Here is an 18,829-nt window from a genome sequence, read left to right as displayed (position 1 = left end):
ACAAACGACAACGGATAAATATTCGGTGCTATTATCTGAAAATATCAGTTCTTCGGCCAGCGATTGTCCAAAGCGGCGTTCCCCACGTTGATCATCTCAGCCGAGAAGGTCAGCGCAATTGTCATTGGCACTTCGTTGTTCACATCGAGGGTTTCCTTGTAATGTACGATGTAGGCGTTCTTGAATTCGATTTCCTTCATCTTCGCATCCTCCTCGATTTTCTTGTAGACAATCTTTCCCTCCACCTGCTTGAACTGGCTGTTCAGCATGGCTTCAATAGTAGCGGTGTCATCAGTGGATTCGATAACAACCCCTACGCGTCCTCCCAAAATATTCGAAGAGGGTTTTCCCTTAGAGTCGGTCGTACGACTGAATTCATACTCGGAGTGCAGCACATCATACTCTTTTCCTGCAAATTCCAATGTTGCTCTAAATGATGCCATAATCAATGAAAATTTAAAAGTTTAACAATGGTTTTTGAATATCTCTCCTCTCTTTTTTGAATTCAGTTCTTATGGGATAAAAACAAAAAAGAGAAAACTTCAAAAATGATCTTTTGAAATTTCCTCCGGTAATCTTCTGTCTGATTCCTGTTTTATTTCTGGGGAGAAAAAGAAGGAAAATAAAACATCATCTTTGTTATTCGCAAACATAAAAAATAGGAATGACAAATCCAAAAAAAAACTGATATTTTTTTATTTGGATTATTAATAGAAGCTCTCTGCGTTTTTTCTCATTTTGACACACAACGGAATTTTGTCCCCAACTTGCAACATATGTTAAATATACCTGTTTGAACTTCATACGGGAAAACATTTCTTTTAATATAGCTTGCATGTTTAAATTCTTTTCTCTAAATTGCCCCAGACTTAAACAAATCTTAATCTAATAACAATGTTTTTAAATTTAATAAGTTATGGCACTTGTAGATTTATTTTATCCGGACAACAAAAACCGGTTGGATCGATTGAACAATTTGGTTTATCAATGTAATGCTTATCAAGGGCTTGTTACCGATCAGAAAACAGAATACGACAATCTTGTTAAAACGGCTAACGAGCAGATCATCAAGGCTTTTGGCGACATGAAAGAATCAGAGAAAGTAAAAATAGAACTTCCTGATGGGACATTGGCCATAGAAATTGTAGGATTTATAGCTTCCTTGTTCGCAGGCGGAGTGGCTATAAAAGGGATGAATATCGCATGGAAATCTTGGATGCTGAGCCAAGGCCGTATCGGTGAAGCCGCATTGGTGAAATTGATAGGTTATCCTACTTGGTTCAAATTTGCCCGCTTCGGGGGCATGATAGCTATTACCATTGCTTTAGATGCTATTATTACGGCTATTACAGGTGCAGTGCAGAGGGATGAATTGCGCAAAGGCATTCACGATTGCCTTGCTCCGAGAAAAAATATCTTCAAGGCTTATAAAACTAATGAAATTTTATTAGAGGCATTAAAAAGTATCATCGCTTTATTTGAATTTCTGAATCCAACAGAAGAGGAGGCAAAAATGGTGATAGATAAAGCTGTGGCAAAGGCCCAAAAGAAAATTGAAGCCATTACAGATGAATACATTGAAAAGTTCTTAGCTGAGAAAGATACTCGTGAAGGTGCTTGGACAAAGGAAGACCATATATTGGGCAGCCTAACGATAAACAGCCTGCAGGATATCGAAGCAATGGAAGTGGCTCCTGTGGACTATTTGGATGGAAGCTTAGTAGCTGCCGAAGGCGAGAATGCCATTTACCTTATCATAGGGGGCAAACGTTGCCTTATCCCCAACATGAACACCTATCAGGCGTTATTTGCTGGAACGGATTCCATACACCGGGTCTTGAAAGTTTTCCTTGACTCTATGCCTGAAGGCGAACCCTTGTCCGAGTCGGCCTGTTTGATGAAGTGTGATGAAGAAATCTACTTCTACTCTGGTGCGAAGAAGCATCTCATCCGTTCTATAGGCGATTTCAATAAAGTTGGATTCAAGCATAACGATATCCTGAACGTCACTCGCCAGCAAGCTGACAATATCGAATCCGCCGGTGAATTCATCGTGGCTGACTGGTAATCGGCTTTCTTTATAATTTTTATCCTTAAAATCACGCAGATATGAAAACAGAACTTAAAAACATTGAACTCTTGGCCGACTCGCGCGACAAGGTCATCGATATGCCACAAGGTTATTTACTCTCTTGGTTTTGCACCACTCAAGCGGCTTTCCGTATTACCGTTACCTTAAAAGACGAATGTACTACTTATTTCTCGGGCAGTAAAGCGTCTACAGACATAAATCCTCCTTTGGCGCAAGGTTCCGCAGTCCAGCTTGGCAAAGAATTGCGCATGCTAATAGATATTCCCCAATCCGTGAAGATTCGGATGGAATCTAACAAGAACTTCGTTGAGGTAGACGGGAAAGAAGTAGCCCGCTGCTACACTTGGCTCATAGAAGACCAAGACGATGACGATTTCAATGACATGCATCTCAGTCTAATTGGTTGGAAAAAGAAAGGATAATCTCTGTATTGGGAGGTATATATAAAGATGCCATAAGCTGTAAACCTCCTGCACATTTTAATTATCCATACAACAAAGGGCTGTTTCAAGTTTATTTGAAGACAGCCCTCTTTTTGATTATGCCTAATTGGGCAGTTCTATACCCATTTCCAAAAGCTTTTTCCGAATATCGGTTTCCCGAATGCATTTTTCATATATTTCTTCCAAGACCTCCTGCATGTCATCCACTTTGGTAAAATGAAGCTTATCACCTCCCTGTATTTCCAGTTGCCTGATAATACTTGGGAAAATCCCCTTCAACAATCCGATAGTGACGGCACCCTGCAATGGGTCTACTTCGATTGTAATTTTTTTCTTTTCACGAGTCATAAATCTAATTTAATTAATATTATTACGTTTCCAATACCAAGCTATCAGGAGTGAACTTGTTGCTAAAATAGCCACTCCGATTATCCACAGGTAAATATATGTCTCCCTTTGGTTCCGTTCAATTATGCCGGCCTGTTCCTTATTCAACACAACTAAACAGTTGATCTGTTCCTGCTGGATACGGAGCAATCTTTGCATTTCTTTATTGACAGCCTGTTGTTCGCTTAATGAAGCGGATATGTTTTTGAAGTTCCTATTTAGGGTATATTCATCCTTCAAGTATCCCATGCTTCTCACTTGCAATCCTTGCAACTGGATACTATCCTGATTTTCTATCATGTGTGGAAGAGGTGCTTTTTCACGGGCATAATGGTTGAAAAACAAAATACCAATAAGTATGCCGCTCAATAAAAATGCCACCAATGCTATAGCCACACAAAGAAGATTATTTTTCTGTACATTTCTGCCATCCACTCCTTTACATCGTTTTTCTGATTGGAAAGACGGGGTATGTACATCGGCATTTTCCTGTACGCTCTCTTGAGTGTTCATTTCCCGTTCCTGTATTTTCTTTCTTTTGGACATCTCAATGAATTCACGTTTGCTTATCTGATATTTGTCAGCCTGACACAGAACCAGATCGTTTTTCACCAGCCAGTCCAAAACCTCACGTACACTACGCTCGGTCACTTTGATATCCTTGACAAGCCAGGCAATCCCACTACATGTAGTCCATGTAGGAGTCTGAAGATTTTTCTGATAAAGTATCTCTAAAATCTCTTCTTGTAATGATTCTTTGGTTGATTCCATATTCTAAGGTAATAAATGTTTGGGAATAAAGTAATAAGTATTTCCTGCGATTGTCACAGTTTTATAAGAACCTTGCAAATACATACCTTCCAGCGTTTTCAACTTCTCAATGGTTGCCGGATAGATAACATGGAAATTATTTTTTCTGCACTTTCTGGTTCTCAAACGCCGTGCCTTTAGCTCATGGAACAATTCTTCATTAACTTCTATACCGGTTCCGTAATAAAAGAAATCGGCTACAACCGCATTTTTGCGCAATACTTTGCGATGAAACTCCCGGTTCTGATTCTTTCTTTGCTTTTTGTACACTTTGCGAAGTACCCGAAACTCTTTCTTCTGAATACTGCCTGAGAATTCCGGCAGAAGCCCCCGATAGTTTTGAAGCAGGTTTTCAAGTTCGGCTTCACTGAACAGGTAACCATCCTTGTATCTCTGCATTATAGAATCCGGAACAGAGAGTTTCGTGAAATAGACATCGGATATGCTATTACGGTCAATACGTTCCAACCGCATGGAGTCTGCCAGTTCCGAACGCATGAATATCTCTCTCAAATCATGGGTGGGACGGCTGCGTAATGTGCCAAGTCTGCTTTCATGGAACAACAAAGAAGTCAATAAAGTATGATTTATTGTCTGGATCTGTGAATTAATGGAATCCAAAGCAAGCTCCAATGTCGTGTTTTGAAGCTCTCCCCGACCTTTAGGAAAGAGAATGCCTCCAAAAGAAAGACTGTTGTTCGGTACATCAAACAGATAGACATTGGCATCTTCCGTTTCCATGTTTCGAAACAGTTCGAGTTTCACCAGTTTGTCATCCACGATATAATCGGCCGTGGAATTGGTATATTCTTTAGAGAGTTTATCAAGAATGAACTTAGCCTGTAAGATAAAATCCTGATAGGGCGTATCGTATGAACGTTTTGTCTGAACAAACAGGAAACCGCCGGATTTTCTCCCGATTTGAGCAATCAGCTTATCCTTCAAATCCAGTTTTTGCCTGCTTCCTAAAACAATAAACAAGTTCTTGTCGAATACAGCACCGCTGACATCCTCCAGAATTCTTTTCAGAGCGGCTTCAAGTCCCGCACCGTCATCATAGCGTGATTTATATGAAATGCTGTCATTATTGATAAAATCAAGCCATTCGGAAAACTCAGAGAGCAGCGAAGAATAACGATTCCCCATAGGTGATACGCAGGTAGCGGTAAAGGCATAGTCTACCTCCGGTGAAAATTTTAATTTCATATTTTGCAATGTGTTACAAAATATATTAGCCTGTTTCTGCTCGGAATCAAAATACAGGAAATGGACATTGACCAATTTGTTTTCTTTTTCCATTCGCCTGATATCCCCGGAATGTATATTTCCGCCTTTGATATTTATAAGGTTGTTCCACTGTTTGCTCCAAACCAATAACGGGATATTTATTTCTGTGTTTTCCGATGCGGGAAAATGACAATCCCGCCTATTACCCATATAATCGAACAGCACCGGTGATTGCAGATTGGTTTCATGAATATAAAAAGTATCCAAAGCGTGCGTAACCCCCAAGATAGAATCGGAAACATTTTCAATACCAGTTAGAAACGCCCGGTTTTGCCCGACTTCAGCAAGTAAATCGGCAGGTATCCATCCTAAGATTTTTCTGGAAGCATCTTCCAAGGAAGGAGAATCGGAAATCAGAACGGAGCGTTTGCTTTTGTCATATTTGTAAGCATAGACTATTTGCCCGTTCAATACACCTCCATCCACCCGGTTCTTCAAGAATGGTTCGCCATAAACGCTTAAAGTATCCCCCCTAAAATATCTGGATAAACTGAAAAGCCGGCTCAAATCCGTCATTCCAATCCGGTATTTTATTGGCCGGTTATTTTTTTTGTCCACATAGGCGTGATTGTTCATCAGGACATTGTCAACTGGTATCCAGCCGGCATAATCAACCTTGTCCGGGTCTTTGAAATGTCTTTTTTTATTTAGAAGAAAGCTATAAAATACTTTGGGCTTACCAAGTATATCCGGCTTGACTTCTACCAATTTATAGGTCCCGTTTTTTTCTCCTATGACATAATATGGTGTTCCTATATTCTCTTTCTTCCTTTTACGCTGAAAATAAGGATCTTCATAGGCTTGGTTTCCATTTCTGTCAGAATATACAATCAAATTGCTCCGATCCTTTTTCACGGAAGGGCGTTTGTCCGTATCAGGATGGTAGTTGAAAACATTTTTCCCGACAATTCTCGTTTTGTTCCACGCCGAAACCTGCCCATGGACAGGAATGGAACAAATGCCCCCCGTCAAAACAAAGAGCAGTATGCATATGTGGTAACGATATGACTGTTTCATTTTTCTGTATAACTTTGAGTTACTTGTATCGTAGAAATACACGAAATCCTGTCGATATGGACTTCATCGATTTGGATATGTTTCTTACTGTTGCTTTCCAAAAAATGGAGTCCCTGACAATATCCGGTAAAATCGTTGTATTTTTCACCATTGACCACCACTGCTACACGATCAGCGGGAATACAAAAATATTTATTCCGGATATAGTTGACATGTTCATAATAAACACCATGCTGGGACACTTTGGCATTTGCAATGGCCTGCAAGTGTTTCCGGATATCATCCTGCACAAGCGTGATAGAATCGACAGTAACCGTTTCTTCCGCTTTCTCAAAGCGGGGCAGGATAGTAATATGGTGTTTTATCGGGTATTTTGTTGTATTGGTCTGTAATGTAACCGTATATTCTCCCGGTGTTTCATAGGTGTAAACGACCTGCTGGTCGTACGCATCCACCGTGCCGCTTTCGCCAAACTCCCATAACCATGTATCCATCCCATATCCTTCCGCTGCAAATACCAGTTCCTCACCCTGATATCCCTCGGATGTGCCGTATATGCGCGGAACAGAATCGATGGCCGCCCGATCAGTTCCGGAAATAACTTTAATGTATTTGTTTACGGAATAATTGTTATCAATAGCCAAAGTGACCAGATATTTCCCGGGCTGTCGGTACGTATACTTTATATCCCGCCTGCCTGAGAGAACATCTCCATTACCCATTTGCCAGACCAGATTCCTTCCTTTGACTGCCATCGTATCGTTTACCATGAATTCCAACTGTTCGTTCACCTCATAATGATAGTTGTCGTTAGTGTCGAACACATAGAAGTCAATATTGCCAAGCTTGGATTTTGATGGCAGGAACAATGCTATGACAATAGCGCCTATGGCCAATATACCCAGTGCAATGACCGTAATTTTTCTTTTATCATCCATATTGGTTATATATTAGCTTTACATTCTTCCAGATCTTTCTCTATAAGTTCGTTATTGCGTATCAGACTATTAAGTTCCTCCCTGATGTCGAATTGGATTTTTAAGGTTTTTGAAGCCAAGATTCCGAACAAGAATTTCGAACTCATACTATTTTGGGTGTAAATATCACGCAAATGGGATATCTCACCTTTGATTTCATCCATACGCTGTACCTGATGAACATTAAAGTCCAACGAGTCTATCTGGTTCCATATAACCTTAGACCGTTTCCCATACTCCTTTTGTTTCTCGAATACCATTTCCGAATGATTGATATCCTTGATCAGATCGGAACTTTCTTTCATGGGCACATCAAAAACATATTTGCCCAGAATAATAAAAATAAGCAGAACGGAGAATCCCAGCAATAAGACAAAGCGGACGTTTCCCCAAATATTTTCATCTTTCGTCATGGCTTGTTCAATTTGTTTTTTGTTAATTCCTGATATTTTTGCCGGCATTTTTCCAGTTGTTCGACATTGGATTCCCGCTTTTTACTTTCCCGGTCGAGATTATCCATTGTAGACTGGATTGTTTTTATCTGTTCAAGCATAATCCGGTATATCTCGTGATTCTGCATGTTCTGCGGGGAACTTGCGATCTCATTTTCCATAAGCAACCGTTTTTTGGTAATCAAGTTCTGCATGTGCTTATGTTCGCTCGCATTCCTCCGCTTGACCTTCAAACTGTTCAAATCACGAAACAACCCTTCTATTTGGAAATTGAATTCGGCCTGTTTCTTGAACAATTCGTCATACTCCGTTTTTTTGCTTTCGAGCAGCGCAATACCTTTTTGAGCCGTGATTATCGAAATGCTTCCACATAATGTGACTATAACCAATGTGGCGACAAATATGATAAGAAAGGCCCATTTAGCCTGTTGGCGCTCATCCATGTTTGAAGCTTCCATATCTTAAGATTTAGTTAACATTAGCATTACATGAAAGACCATTTCTTTTTCTTCTCTTCAGGAAGAGGAGAAGAACTTTCCTCGCTCACTACAATGTTTTCGCGAACCAGTCCAATGTATTCCAATTCTCCCATTTTGTGGAACATCGTTCCTAAAAGTGTCATGAATCCTCCCAACACGCGCAACGACGCCCCTATGTCTACGTGGTTATAAGTAATGCCAACAACACTGTCTATGCTGTGCATAAAATCCGACGGTGTGATGTTGGTCCACTCATAGTAATATTGCAGCAATTCTTCGCGTATCGTTTCCGGAAGTGTTTGCAATGCGGAAATAAGCCCGTTGGCCAGTTCATTGACAGTTTGTACAAGAAAAATCGGAGACTGCTCTTTGGCAATCTGCTCGATAAAGAAAATATGTCTGTCATAAAAACCGGTGAAGGCTTCACATAAAATAAACGTATTGTTGGCTAAAACATCCCTGCGCTTATCAGACAAATTTCGGCTATAAATCAACCGTATGTCTTCTTTTATGGCATGAAGCGTATGCGTCAGCTGACTGATAAATACCTTTACTCCGTCATGGTGAGCGGCTTTCTGCAAGGGAGGGATATATTGACGGTCAATGGAGAATGTATTTCCATGTGTTTTTATTTCTCCTATCACTAAAAAATTTTTATTGTAGAAAGTCTTGTTTACCTGAACTTTAGGAAGAAGATGCAAGTCTATATGCGGCAAGACATACGGGTGATGCAACGGAACTTCCTCGGGATCCGGCTCTCCGACAGGAATCAGCTTGTTCGGGTTTACAGCGACCAAAATAAGATAAGAATTATCATCCATAGGCAGAGGATTCTTATCGGTCAATGTGGCCGTCGGCACATAATCTCCATATAGACCCTCATAAAAGAGAACGGGTAAACCGCTCCGGGTTATTGCATTGCACATTTTTAGTCTGACGGACAATGTGTCAAGCGATTCTCCGTTAATGGCAAACTCTACATTTTCGTTTGAATTATCAAACGATTTTCCCAATCCATAATTGTAGTCTGTCAACCTCTCTTCCGTACTTCTATAAAGTGATTCCATTACACTATGGTAGTTCCCGAAGAAATGGTTTGCGGTCAACTTTAAGCCGTTGACCCAATTAATCGGCAAATGTTCCATTTTCATACCTTTATTCATTTGTTGCAGTAGTGGCTGCTGTTACTCTTCGAATATATATAGGATAGTTGTTTTTTATACCATTCTGCTCACTGGTTTTTTCAGGATCCAGAATGCGTATCCACAAAGGGTAACTGAACCATTTCGTGGTATAAAACATCCATCCGATTTTATAGCCGTCTTTCTCCGTCTCGATTTTATTTTGGGGGAAACGTCTGTTTTGGTCCTCGATGAACCAATTGAACCAGTTCCCTAACGAGATGCCATCGGGCAACCTGACTACCAGCGAAGCGTAGAACTTGTCACCGATCTTCCGATTGATTTTAACCTTTACCGATTTGGATTCAAAGCTGTCGATATTGTCCCAATAGTTACGGTCGAACGTACCGAAAGCCAGTTCCCATGGAGTATAAATCGGAGGTGGAATCAACAGGAACAGTTTTCTACCTAACATTATCATGTAAGGAACCATAATCCAGACCACATTCAAGGCACACCAGAAAGCATAGGGCAAACGGCTTAACCACTCAAACACCAGATAATATATCCAACCGCCCAGCATTCCGGAAATTGACAGCAACAAGACAATCCCTCCGGCTGACTCTCCCAGTCCGATGGCTTTGAATAAGTCCGAACTTGTGAATCTCCAAAAAAGAAAGCCCAAGCAGATATAACATAAAACCGTGAGACTAAGCCCACCCCAAACAAATTCGTTCCGGAGAAATCCCAAAAGGCTGGGCAAAGCGATAATTAAAGCCGCAATAAGTATGAAAATAATGGCTTTTTTCATACTGAGTTTCCGTTTGAGACTTTTCATTCCGTTCAGAATGAAAAGCATGACCACCATAAGCAAGGGGGCCAACAAATATTTGATAAAGAAAGATAGTAATATTTCCATGTTCTACATATTTAAGTTGTTACAGATTCATATCATATCCCAAACGCTTTTCGCCTAAAATGCAGTCGATTTCTCCGACAATTCTATACTTTACATGAATTTTACGGAATGAAAGTATGAAGAATTCCAAAATAGTGGATACGGTTGCAACAGTATTGGTCAGGTAATGATAATCGTCAACTGATTGCGTTTGCTCAAACTCAATCATGGCTTCCAGATCATCCTCTTCGCATTCGACCTCTCCGTTCAGTCCCAGGGTTTCCCCCAATATACCTTCACCAATGGGGTGGTATATGGAAGCTGTCATCACATGCGGAATAAGTTTGAGCTGTATTCTCAGATTCAACACAATGAGGAATATCCGTTCTATTTCCGGCAAATTTTCCTTGTATTTTTCAGCATTGCACAGGAAAAGAAATAATTTGTACTTCTGGTGAGCAGAAATAGATAATGGGACATTCAGAAGTGTTTCAATGATCGAGTTCAAGTTTTCCCGGGATGCGGAATCTGTGAAAAAATTCAGATAGCGGCTGTTTATCTTTACATGTTCCTTGAAAAAAGCCGTATCAAATGGGGAAAAGAATGCTACCAATTCCTTTTCTTTGCTTTTATTGGCGCGTATGGCTTCCACAATCTCCCGGTTGCTCATTCCGGGGGTACTTATAACCAGAGGGTGAAACAGCAATTCCGGCAGTTGATGATATATACTGTTACGGGCCAGATGCAATGTGACGATCTCCTTGTATGAATTCAAGGTGGATACATAACGGACAGAGGCACTCAAAATATCTTTCGACTGTGTACGGGTGTTCATGCCATGACAGATAACCATGACCTGATCCTGTAAATCCTCTCCCAATATGAATTGTAATTCTTCGAAGAAGATCTCAGCGATATAATTGTTGGCCGGGCTACGTTTTAACCGGTTTATTTTCTCTTTTCGAGTTACTGGAGTTCCCATACAAGTTCATCGTTTCTACAGTTTACAATAATGTTGTCTCCGGGCTTGATTTGTTCTGAGACTATAAGCCTTGATATATTCTTTTTAATGTATGTCCGGATAACCCCTGCAATTGGACGCGCTCCGTATTTTGGAGAAAACCCTTTTTGCGAGAGGTGGCGAAGAGCCTCTTCCGACAATTCCAAAGATATATTTTTCTGTTTTAACAACTGGTTTTGCAGGCGTGAAAAATGTAGCAGGAAAATCTCCTGTGCAACCTTTTCATCAATGGGTGAAAACGGAACCACTTCCGTTAAACGTCCTAAAAACTCCGGCCTGAAATATTGGGCCATAACTTCAGTCAATTTTGCTGAACTCGGCGTATGTCCGGCCTGTATCTGCTCAACAATCCACTGGCTGCCGATATTGGATGTGAAAATAATGATAGAGTTGGAAAAATCTCCTTCCCGGCCCAGCTTGTCATGTATCTTACCTTCGTCCATCATTTGAAGGAAGACATCATATACACTGGTATGTGCTTTCTCTATTTCATCAAAAAGGACGACAGAATAAGGCTTTTGTCGGATTTGAGTGACCAAAAGCCCCCCTTCCTCATAACCGACATATCCCGGAGGAGCTCCGTATAATAATGCGGCTGAATGTTCTTCTTTAAATTCTGACATATCAAAACGAATCATGGCTGACTCGTCATCAAACAAAAGTTCTGCCAAAGATTTGGTCAATTCTGTTTTTCCGGTTCCTGTAGGGCCTAAAAAGAAGAATGAACCGATTGGCTTTTTCGGATCGCTCAATCCGCTGCGGGATTCAATAATCGCATCCGATAATGTGGTAATAGCCTTATCCTGTCCTTTGACCCTTTCCCGAAGTTTGCTCTCTATTCCCAAGAGCCTGTCTTTTTCTCTTGCCTGAATTTTACCGATGGGGATATTGGTACATTCAGCCACAATTGCCTCTACTTCTGCCGGAGTCACTTCTTTAATACTGCAAGAGGACAATTCTTCCAATTCGGAAAGTATTTTTTCTATCCATTGGATTTTGACTTTATTGTCATCATCGTCATTCCAGACATAAGTATCTGAAAGTTTGGTTGTAAGAACTGCGCCTGCCTTGTTGAAAATCATACGATAAAACATCTGCAAGTCTGAGTTGCTGATATTGTCACCCTTTTCTTCCAACAAGTTCTGCAATTCTTTTTGAAAATTCTTGATTGTATTTATCGAATTCTTATTGCACAAGCGTACGGCTGCAGCTGTTCTGTCCAAGAGGTCAATGGCAGCTGATGGCAAATTTCGTTCTTTGAAATAGCGTTTGGATAGTTGTATTATATTCAGGACACAGTTATCCGCAATGCTGAGCCCATAATATTCTTCTATTCTATTTTTATGCCGGTAGAGGGAGCATAACAGCGTGGAATGATCCAGTTCTTCTATTTTTATAATATCCAACCGACTTTCTATGGAGTGTTTTTCTATATGTTTCCGATATGCGTCATTAGTAATCGTAAGTATAAGATTACATGCCCCTTCGCTAATCTGTGCGTTGAGGATATTAATCAAAGTGGTCGCCTTTCCTGAAGTTCCATTTTCAAGCAATACCTGCAAATCATCTATTACCAGACCGACACGGTCCAACTGATTCAATTTGTGCATTAAGGCGACAACCTTTTGTGCTATTTCATTTTCTGAAGAAGTTGCAGCAAGCAGCTTGGCTGTATTCAGCCCCACAATAGAAACCTGCTGCAGCAGTTCATCCTTATTATGACAGATTTCTTTCACAAAGGCATCTATAAGGGCTGTTTTTCCTATACCGGAATCGCCAACAATCAGAAGCCCCTTGTTTTCGGAACGTTCCAGACATTCAAGCATCGTCCTTATCTCTTTATCACGCCCGACTACAATCTCCCCGGCTGTGATAGTTGCTTCAGTTTTCAGATTTTCCGCATAAGGGAAGGACGCCAGTATACTGTTTTCCTCTCCTTGATAGGAATAAGCTGGGGTCAAAGCATTGTAAAACTTTAGAATATCCTCTTCGCAAACACCAAGGATTTCGATTTGCTGGTGGGAATAGATAACTCCCTCACGGGATATTGCGGCAAATATGCATAACGCATCAATGCTGTCGCTACCTAATTTGATTTTGGAGCGTTCAGCTTCATCAAAGACCCTGGCCAGATCATCGTCCGGAACAATCTCACTGGAATCACTTTCCGGGGAGGAGTACATTTCCCTACGGGTATCGAACCATTCCATAAGGTAAGCAACATCCTTTTGCATCGAATGCAAAATATCCGAAAGGCCGGTACTCTCTGTCAGCATGGCCAGGACGAGATGGGGTACACCATAAGTGCTTTGTTTTTCCTGACGGGCCATACCTTGGGCAACTTTTATGGCGGCAGTCAGACTGGGGCTATAATCACTGTTTATCATAGAAATACTATTTTATAAGATGAATTACAAACAGAACGTTCTGCCATATCCTTTTCAAGAAAATGGGCCAATACAGATAAGTCCGGTAAGTTTTCTATATCCTGCTTTAATCTGATTTCTATTTGCATAACGCGGGCAAATCCTTTCTTTCTCTCCGGCGAAATGGTAACTCCGTCTTTGACTTGTACAGACTCTACATTATTCCCTATTTTATGGTATATGTAATTTTGAATATCTTGCTTGGAAACAATGCGGTCCCGACTGATAAGACCATATCTGAGACTGTGAATCAAATCGGCATCTTCCGTATGGATCTTTCCTCCTTGTACACGTGTCCTAAATACAAGACTTGCCGCATCATACTTTTCCATATTGAACTGTTGGATGAAAGCTCTTTCATCCAGACCGTTAGCCAATGTTCCGGCAGTTATCCAAAACTTTATTTCTGCGCTTGTAGCATCAGGGTCAGGTACGGTTAATGCGAAGACCCGCTCTCTTTTGTCATTCTTGATTGCCGCTCCGAGATTTTTTTCCACCTCGTTTAGTTTTGAGAATAAATCTTTAAGGGAGGTAGTGAGCATATCCGGATTCAAAGCGGCAAAAGCATTTCCGTCTTCTTTGATCCGCTGTAAAACTTGAGTGATAAGATCAGCCGCATTGTCTGAATCAAAACGTTCCAGATCACCGAAATACAAATCAAAAATTCCTGTCGGATTTTCTTCATATTGTTGCAAACGGTTAATATATTTCTTCCCCTTGTTGTCATAAAGGGAGCGTATGCTTAGAAAATACGAACCTTTAGGACTGGGTAGAGGGATGATACGACCGTTGCTTGTGAAATTGTGCTGTTTATAAAGCATCCTTCTATTGACAACGGGAAACGTATTCAAGTAAATATCCAAATCCTCAATGCAGGTAGTATTGTTAAATACTTCTGGTAATTTGATCTTAATCCAGAAGTATTTTCCTTTTGTATCTACATCTTTAATAGGCTCCTTAACTGGAAATAATTGTTCAATCGTTTGAGGCATTTTGTTCGCTCCAGCCAAGTTTATTTTGAAATAATAGTTGCTATAAAAGCTTTTAATCTCTTCGTAATAATGGGCGTTATTAAATGAATCCGGAATATCAATTCCATGCATTACCGGCAACTCTTTACCTGTGCAGTCATAAAACTGGGCCATTTTCAAAAAAGTCAATAGGAATGCATCATGGGGAACCAGGCAAAGCGTTATGTCTTGTAGCCCCGCCAATTGCTTTTCCTCTATAGAAACCCCAAGCCATACAACATAGGATTCCACCTGATTTTTCTTAGTTAAAAATTGGGTGGAATAAGAGTGTTTTTCCGAGTTTATCTTGATGGAATCTCCATAAGCGACTAAACTAATTTCGGCATTGATCAGAGGATAAGAGAAAAGAGGTGTAAAAAACACCTGAACACTTTCCTTTCCAAAAACAAATTTTTCCGTATAGAAATGATCTTCCGCATCAAGCACACACGATTCTTCCGAGCTGGGATTAACAGACATCAAAGCGTGTGCGGGAATCGGTAGCGACCATTTATTATCGATAAGAATTCGAGACAGCTGATACAATATGCGGGAATCAAGTTTTTTTATATCTTGATGAAGACGGGCTGATTCATAGGCAAAAACATCCAATAACAGATCAACTACCGGATCCATATTGCGGGAATCAGTAATGCCCCAGGACTCCATTGCATACTTTAATATCCGCTCTTTTATTTCGATCAATTTTCTATCTGCCATAAATACTCCTTATTAATTATTGTGAAAGCGGACTAATATAAACAAGTGTACTGAAATGGAACGGCTGGTCTGTCAGACCAACTCTACCCGTAACCGTTATCTGGGCTTTACGGCGTATATGCGTATTCCTCTTGTTATCACTGTCTATTTCTGAGAGGTGAACATCGACTTTGACATCAGTCAGTCGTCTTTCATAAGTAAGGATGGACTCAGTCAGGGATTCCTGAACCTTGGTTTCCCAATCGCTTATTTTCACCAGCTGGCTGAACTCAAGTTCCCAAATGACAGAGCCATAGTCTTCTTTGCCGACAACTTCTCCATGATGGGAAACTATCAGCAACATTATCTGCTGTGCGATAGACTCTTCAAAAGAGCAGCGTTTCAACTTTCCGTTGACAGCAGACTGTAAACTTACTGGTATTTTTAGATAACTCATATTCTATTATATTACCCACGTTTGCAAATATAATGTTTTTGAAATATAACGGCTATATTTTTCATAAATTAATTTCCGCTTCTTTTGCTGGATAAAATTTAATTCGTATATTGCGCCCATGAGAGATAAGCAACATAATTTGTTAACAATTTAAATGATTGAGAACTATGGGACTCTATAATTATGGAATTGGAGGCAACGAAGTAAAAGTGGACGCAAATGAATCCATTGCTGATATCCCTTCCAACCGAACTTTGATGGTCCAGAAATTAACGGATGAAGCTCCTACTTCTCCTGAGTGTGTTTACGGACTGGAAACAGTAGAAGATGTGTTTGAACATTTTGAGCCGACTGTGCAATTAGAGCATGTAGATGCCGGAGGTGCCGAAATTAAAGAACTAATGGCTTTCAGGAACCTTGGGGATTTTGATGCTAAAAAGATTAAGGAGAATAGTGAGTTCTTGAGCGGGCTTGACATCGAGAAAGAACAAAGTGTTAAAATTGCCAGACAGCTGACATCGAACAGGGCGCTTCAAAAAGTTATTGAGAATCCTGAAACGAGGAATGCCCTGGCAGAAATTATAGAGAATTCCATTCAAGAAATTCAGGCTGCACAATCCAAATCTAAACTTTAAAACCATCATCACATGAAACCGGATAATCAACAACAAAAACAGCAGGCTGTAACAACTTCTCCTCAATCCTCTCAGCAAGGTCAAGTTGCTTCCGTAGCTGCGATAGACCGTCTTAAAGAATTCGGCGGTTTTTCTTTCTTAGAGAATATTATAGATGGATTCTCCAATTTAAATCCTAACAGAAAAGCCCGGCGAAATATTTTCTTGACGGATGAACAATGGGCGCTTGAACGAAAGGCCCTTACAAACCGTTTGTCCGTATGGTTGGATTTGTTACGAAACAATGATTCTGCCGAGAAAATGCGTGATAAGGCAAAAGAAACAGCTATTCAGGCTGAAGAACTATTGAATAAAAACTTGAAATCCGCTTTGGCGCGTACCCATGACCTGGAGAAAGCTTATCGCACCGTAGCTTCATTCTATAAGAATACCGAGAGTGACAAGGTCAAGAACATCACGATTGTCAATGCCAGCATTGAGCAGTTACGGGATTTGGATAATACTGTTTTTGCAGACCACATCAGCAAAGAATTGAAGCAAAATTTTGACCGCTTGGATTTACGCCGAAATTATTCTCTTCTGGTTGTGCCCGGATATTTGGGCTCCAATGCCATTTTGGACAAGTGGTCAAAAATGGCTCATGAAAATAAAGCCTTCTTAATAACGGATTTCCAGGATTTGGAATCTCCAGATGATGTTGTTGATATATTCTTTAATGCAGATCATACCGGTGGCGATGATTTTAAATCCAACACGGTAATGACTTGTAATTGGCTGTTGGGACGTCAAAAGGAAGAAGCCGTAGGAGAAGAGGAGAATTTGTATATCCCGCCTTCAGCCGCTTTGGCCGGAAAGATATACAGCACCCGAATGTCACAGGTTGTGGCCGGAAAAAAATTCGGTGGTCTGAATGAAATCGAAAGTGTACGTTTTGACCTCAAACGCAGCGAGATATCAGAACTGGAACGCATGGGGCTTGTGCCTATGGTAAACGAATACAGCAAGGTTATGGCATTCTCTGCAAAGACTCTTTTCAATGGAGACAATCTTGGATTGCAAACCTATTCGGTGGTACGTGTTTTTGACTATATTACCAAAGTTTTATTTGACTTCCTGAACCGGCGTGCCTTTGAAAATTGGGATACGCGTATCGAAGCCGATTTGCGTTCCCAAATTGTGAAATTCCTTGATAGCGTAATGGGACCGAATAAGTTGATCGAGCGCTTTAAGGTTGTGAAAATTGAACAACACCCGGAACTGAAAGACTGTGTATTACTGGATATTCATATTACCCCATTCTTCCCGGCCAAGAGTTTTGTAATCCAATTGGCAGGACATAAAGGAGATAGTCCGGAAGAGGCTGTTTGGGAGAGCGAATATAAACAAGTATAAGTGAAAAAATAACAAAAAAGGATTGCAGGTTTGTTGCCACAACATTCCTGCAACCTTTTTTTAGGACGATATAAGTTATGGGGATCACATTGCTGCAATTTAAAACAATGTGTCAGAATCGGCAACGGTACACCGGTTACGTTGAAGGTTTAGGATATGTCTGTTGGCGTCCAAGATATGTTATATATGACAGGCTGGACATGTCTTACAATAAGCCGTCAGGCTCGGAAAAAGTCGCATTTTATGAACTTGTTATAATTAAAAACGAAGAAAATACCCAAAGTGGATTCTCGCCATTAAGAGAAGTAAAGGATATGGCTATAAATGCCCTGTCTGTATATGGTGCTATTAATTCAGTAGAGCAGCTGTCAACCAAGCCGGTGGTTTTAGGACCGGATTACATTCAAATAAATCGTCAAGGTACGCTTGTACGCAATCGTAATAAGAAATACACAACAAAAGGAAAAATTGCAGGGCGTATCGGAGATAAATTATTTGGGATTGGAGTTATTATCGACTTAGCTTTGTGGCAAGCAGGTGAACAGGAATGGTACCAGACGAAAGTTAATATCGGGGTTAATACCGGTATTTTCTTAATAGGACAAGTTTGTCCTCCTGCCGGGGTTGTGTTAGGTATTTTATGGTTTATTCTTAATGCGGTACATACAGATCCCCGGCCTTCTCCCGGCATCTATGAGCAGATACATGGAAGCATTGCACCGGCTGATGCGACTAAAGTTCATAATCCGTATTATGATAATAGAATTATATCACGAAAATATGTTCCTTCGCAATACAATTTCGAACAAAAATAAGATATTATTTTGGGATAATATTTTTTTTTGGGTCCGGTCTTATACTCCTAAAGGAGGATATGCACACCGTGCTTACGGAGTTATTACATTAATTCAATATGTGTATTTGTTATTGATAATCTCCATAGTGGTTAATTGTCTGGATTGGGAAACCGCCTTATGGATATACTCCAATCAAAAAAATATTATTTTTGCTGTAGGGATAATTTTCCCTTTACTCTTTTTTGCAAACTCGTTAATATATAACGACCACAAGTATCAAAGTTTAGATGATAAGTTCATGCAAATAACTTCTGGTAAAAAGAAAAAGCTTAAAAGAACCTTTTTTATTGTTTTGGGCATTACTGCAATAATTGTATTTATAGAAATCAAACTGTTTCATCTGTTTGAAGAGAATTTCATACAATATCC

Annotated in this window: 18 protein-coding genes; 5 read left to right on the top strand and 13 right to left on the bottom strand. The window is 40.2% G+C overall.

Annotated features, from left to right (window positions below; genetic code table 11):
• Positions 1-44: 44 nt before the first annotated feature.
• Positions 45-443 (bottom strand): type VI secretion system tube protein TssD, encoded by a 399-nt coding sequence (gene tssD / locus DXD65_RS02735; protein WP_101602691.1) that lies wholly within the window; start codon positions 441-443, stop codon positions 45-47.
• A gap of 473 nt (positions 444-916) precedes the next feature.
• Here tssD and DXD65_RS02725 point away from each other — a divergent pair, with 473 nt between their 5' ends.
• The gene (locus tag DXD65_RS02725; RefSeq protein ID WP_101602693.1) at positions 917-2,068 is read left to right on the top strand and encodes a hypothetical protein; all 1,152 of its coding nucleotides are present in this window, start codon (positions 917-919) and stop codon (positions 2,066-2,068) included.
• Between the two features lie 41 nt (positions 2,069-2,109).
• Positions 2,110-2,514 (top strand): hypothetical protein, encoded by a 405-nt coding sequence (locus tag DXD65_RS02720; protein WP_101602694.1) that lies wholly within the window; start codon positions 2,110-2,112, stop codon positions 2,512-2,514.
• A gap of 123 nt (positions 2,515-2,637) precedes the next feature.
• Here DXD65_RS02720 and DXD65_RS02715 read toward each other — a convergent pair whose 3' ends face one another.
• Genes DXD65_RS02715 through DXD65_RS02660 form a run of 12 tightly spaced genes read right to left on the bottom strand, consistent with a single transcriptional unit; the run spans position 2,638 to position 15,576 of the window.
• Positions 2,638-2,883, bottom strand: coding sequence for a hypothetical protein (locus DXD65_RS02715; protein ID WP_101602695.1), 246 nt, complete (start codon positions 2,881-2,883; stop codon positions 2,638-2,640).
• A gap of 9 nt (positions 2,884-2,892) precedes the next feature.
• Positions 2,893-3,693 (bottom strand): DUF5457 domain-containing protein, encoded by an 801-nt coding sequence (locus DXD65_RS02710; protein WP_101602696.1) that lies wholly within the window; start codon positions 3,691-3,693, stop codon positions 2,893-2,895.
• Positions 3,694-3,696: 3 nt separating this feature from the next.
• A complete protein-coding gene (gene tssR / locus DXD65_RS02705; RefSeq protein WP_117652554.1) occupies positions 3,697-6,036 on the bottom strand; it encodes a type VI secretion system protein TssR domain-containing protein in 2,340 nt (779 codons plus the stop codon).
• Positions 6,033-6,974: a PKD domain-containing protein gene (locus tag DXD65_RS02700; RefSeq protein WP_101602699.1), complete on the bottom strand. Its 942-nt coding sequence runs from the start codon at positions 6,972-6,974 to the stop codon at positions 6,033-6,035. The genes tssR and DXD65_RS02700 overlap by 4 nt, the downstream gene beginning before the upstream one ends.
• A gap of 5 nt (positions 6,975-6,979) precedes the next feature.
• Positions 6,980-7,426, bottom strand: a complete 447-nt coding sequence (tssO, locus tag DXD65_RS02695; protein ID WP_101602700.1) for a type VI secretion system TssO — start codon at positions 7,424-7,426, stop codon at positions 6,980-6,982.
• A complete protein-coding gene (locus tag DXD65_RS02690; protein ID WP_101602701.1) occupies positions 7,423-7,923 on the bottom strand; it encodes a type VI secretion system TssO in 501 nt (166 codons plus the stop codon). Before DXD65_RS02690 ends, tssO begins: the two co-directional genes overlap by 4 nt.
• Positions 7,924-7,949: 26 nt before the next feature.
• Positions 7,950-9,095 carry a hypothetical protein gene (locus DXD65_RS02685; protein WP_101604271.1) on the bottom strand — a complete coding sequence of 382 codons (1,146 nt, stop codon included), beginning with the start codon at positions 9,093-9,095 and terminating at the stop codon, positions 7,950-7,952.
• A 4-nt stretch (positions 9,096-9,099) separates the two neighbouring features.
• The gene (locus DXD65_RS02680; RefSeq protein ID WP_101602702.1) at positions 9,100-9,984 is read right to left on the bottom strand and encodes a TssN family type VI secretion system protein; all 885 of its coding nucleotides are present in this window, start codon (positions 9,982-9,984) and stop codon (positions 9,100-9,102) included.
• Positions 9,985-10,003: 19 nt separating this feature from the next.
• Entirely contained in the window at positions 10,004-10,945 is a 942-nt protein-coding gene (locus DXD65_RS02675; RefSeq protein WP_101602703.1) for a hypothetical protein, read from the bottom strand.
• Entirely contained in the window at positions 10,930-13,371 is a 2,442-nt protein-coding gene (locus tag DXD65_RS02670; RefSeq protein ID WP_101602704.1) for an AAA family ATPase, read from the bottom strand. The genes DXD65_RS02675 and DXD65_RS02670 overlap by 16 nt, the downstream gene beginning before the upstream one ends.
• Positions 13,368-15,140: a type VI secretion system baseplate subunit TssF gene (locus DXD65_RS02665; protein WP_101602705.1), complete on the bottom strand. Its 1,773-nt coding sequence runs from the start codon at positions 15,138-15,140 to the stop codon at positions 13,368-13,370. Before DXD65_RS02665 ends, DXD65_RS02670 begins: the two co-directional genes overlap by 4 nt.
• Positions 15,141-15,156: 16 nt before the next feature.
• On the bottom strand, positions 15,157-15,576 hold the full coding sequence (locus tag DXD65_RS02660) for a GPW/gp25 family protein (RefSeq protein WP_101602706.1): 420 nt from the start codon (positions 15,574-15,576) through the stop codon (positions 15,157-15,159).
• Positions 15,577-15,743: 167 nt separating this feature from the next.
• Between DXD65_RS02660 and DXD65_RS02655 the strand changes: the two genes are divergently transcribed.
• From DXD65_RS02655 to DXD65_RS02645, 3 genes are all read left to right on the top strand, one after another.
• Positions 15,744-16,211: a hypothetical protein gene (locus tag DXD65_RS02655; RefSeq protein WP_101602707.1), complete on the top strand. Its 468-nt coding sequence runs from the start codon at positions 15,744-15,746 to the stop codon at positions 16,209-16,211.
• Between the two features lie 12 nt (positions 16,212-16,223).
• On the top strand, positions 16,224-17,603 hold the full coding sequence (locus DXD65_RS02650) for a DUF5458 family protein (RefSeq protein ID WP_101602708.1): 1,380 nt from the start codon (positions 16,224-16,226) through the stop codon (positions 17,601-17,603).
• 200 nt (positions 17,604-17,803) lie between these two features.
• On the top strand, positions 17,804-18,418 hold the full coding sequence (locus DXD65_RS02645) for a hypothetical protein (protein ID WP_229093128.1): 615 nt from the start codon (positions 17,804-17,806) through the stop codon (positions 18,416-18,418).
• Positions 18,419-18,829: the final 411 nt, after the last annotated feature.

Source organism: Bacteroides sp. 4_1_36, from assembly GCF_003466325.1.
Classification (GTDB): domain Bacteria; phylum Bacteroidota; class Bacteroidia; order Bacteroidales; family Bacteroidaceae; genus Bacteroides; species Bacteroides uniformis.
Note: the sequence above shows the minus strand (reverse complement) of the source record. Positions and strands in the feature narration are given on the sequence as shown.